The sequence below is a fragment of the Paraburkholderia sp. SIMBA_053 genome (assembly GCF_046534895.1).
GTDB classification, from domain to species: Bacteria; Pseudomonadota; Gammaproteobacteria; order Burkholderiales; family Burkholderiaceae; genus Paraburkholderia; species Paraburkholderia caledonica.
The window spans coordinates 1-598 of the sequence record NZ_JAWRXU010000057.1 but is presented as its reverse complement, the minus strand read 5'-3'; the positions used below and the strand labels follow the sequence as shown (position 1 = coordinate 598).

Here is a 598-nt window from a genome sequence, read left to right as displayed (position 1 = left end):
CACCGTCATGGGGTGTCGGGGGTCGGAGGTTCAAATCCTCTCGTGCCGACCAAAAATCCCAAGAAAAAACCAACCCTTACGGTTGGTTTTTTTATATCTGCAATTAATTCGATAAACAGACCTCAGGCATTTGAGAAGCACACGGTCACACTGCTTCCGGTAGTCAATAAACCGGTAAACCAGCAATAGACATAAGCGGCTATTTAACGACCCTGCCCTGAACCGACGACCGGGTCGAATTTGCTTTCGAATTTCTGCCATTCATCCGCTTATTATCACTTATTCAGGCGTAGCAACCAGGCGTTTAAGGGCACCAATAACTGCCTTAAAAAAATTACGCCCCGCCCTGCCACTCATCGCAGTACTGTTGTAATTCATTAAGCATTCTGCCGACATGGAAGCCATCACAAACGGCATGATGAACCTGAATCGCCAGCGGCATCAGCACCTTGTCGCCTTGCGTATAATATTTGCCCATGGTGAAAACGGGGGCGAAGAAGTTGTCCATATTGGCCACGTTTAAATCAAAACTGGTGAAACTCACCCAGGGATTGGCTGAGACGAAAAACATATTCTCAATAAACCCTTTAGGGAAATA

The 598-nt window shown here is 46.5% G+C and carries 2 protein-coding genes; one reads left to right on the top strand and one right to left on the bottom strand.

The window, feature by feature from the left end:
• Nucleotides 1–189: hypothetical protein (locus SB753_RS34505; protein WP_410804513.1), on the top strand; the 189-nt coding region annotated here is incomplete at its 5' end.
• A gap of 145 nt (nucleotides 190–334) precedes the next feature.
• Here the strand turns inward: SB753_RS34505 and SB753_RS34500 are convergent.
• Nucleotides 335–598, bottom strand: a 264-nt coding sequence (locus SB753_RS34500) for a CatA-like O-acetyltransferase (RefSeq protein WP_032441909.1), incomplete at its 5' end; no start/stop codon positions are given.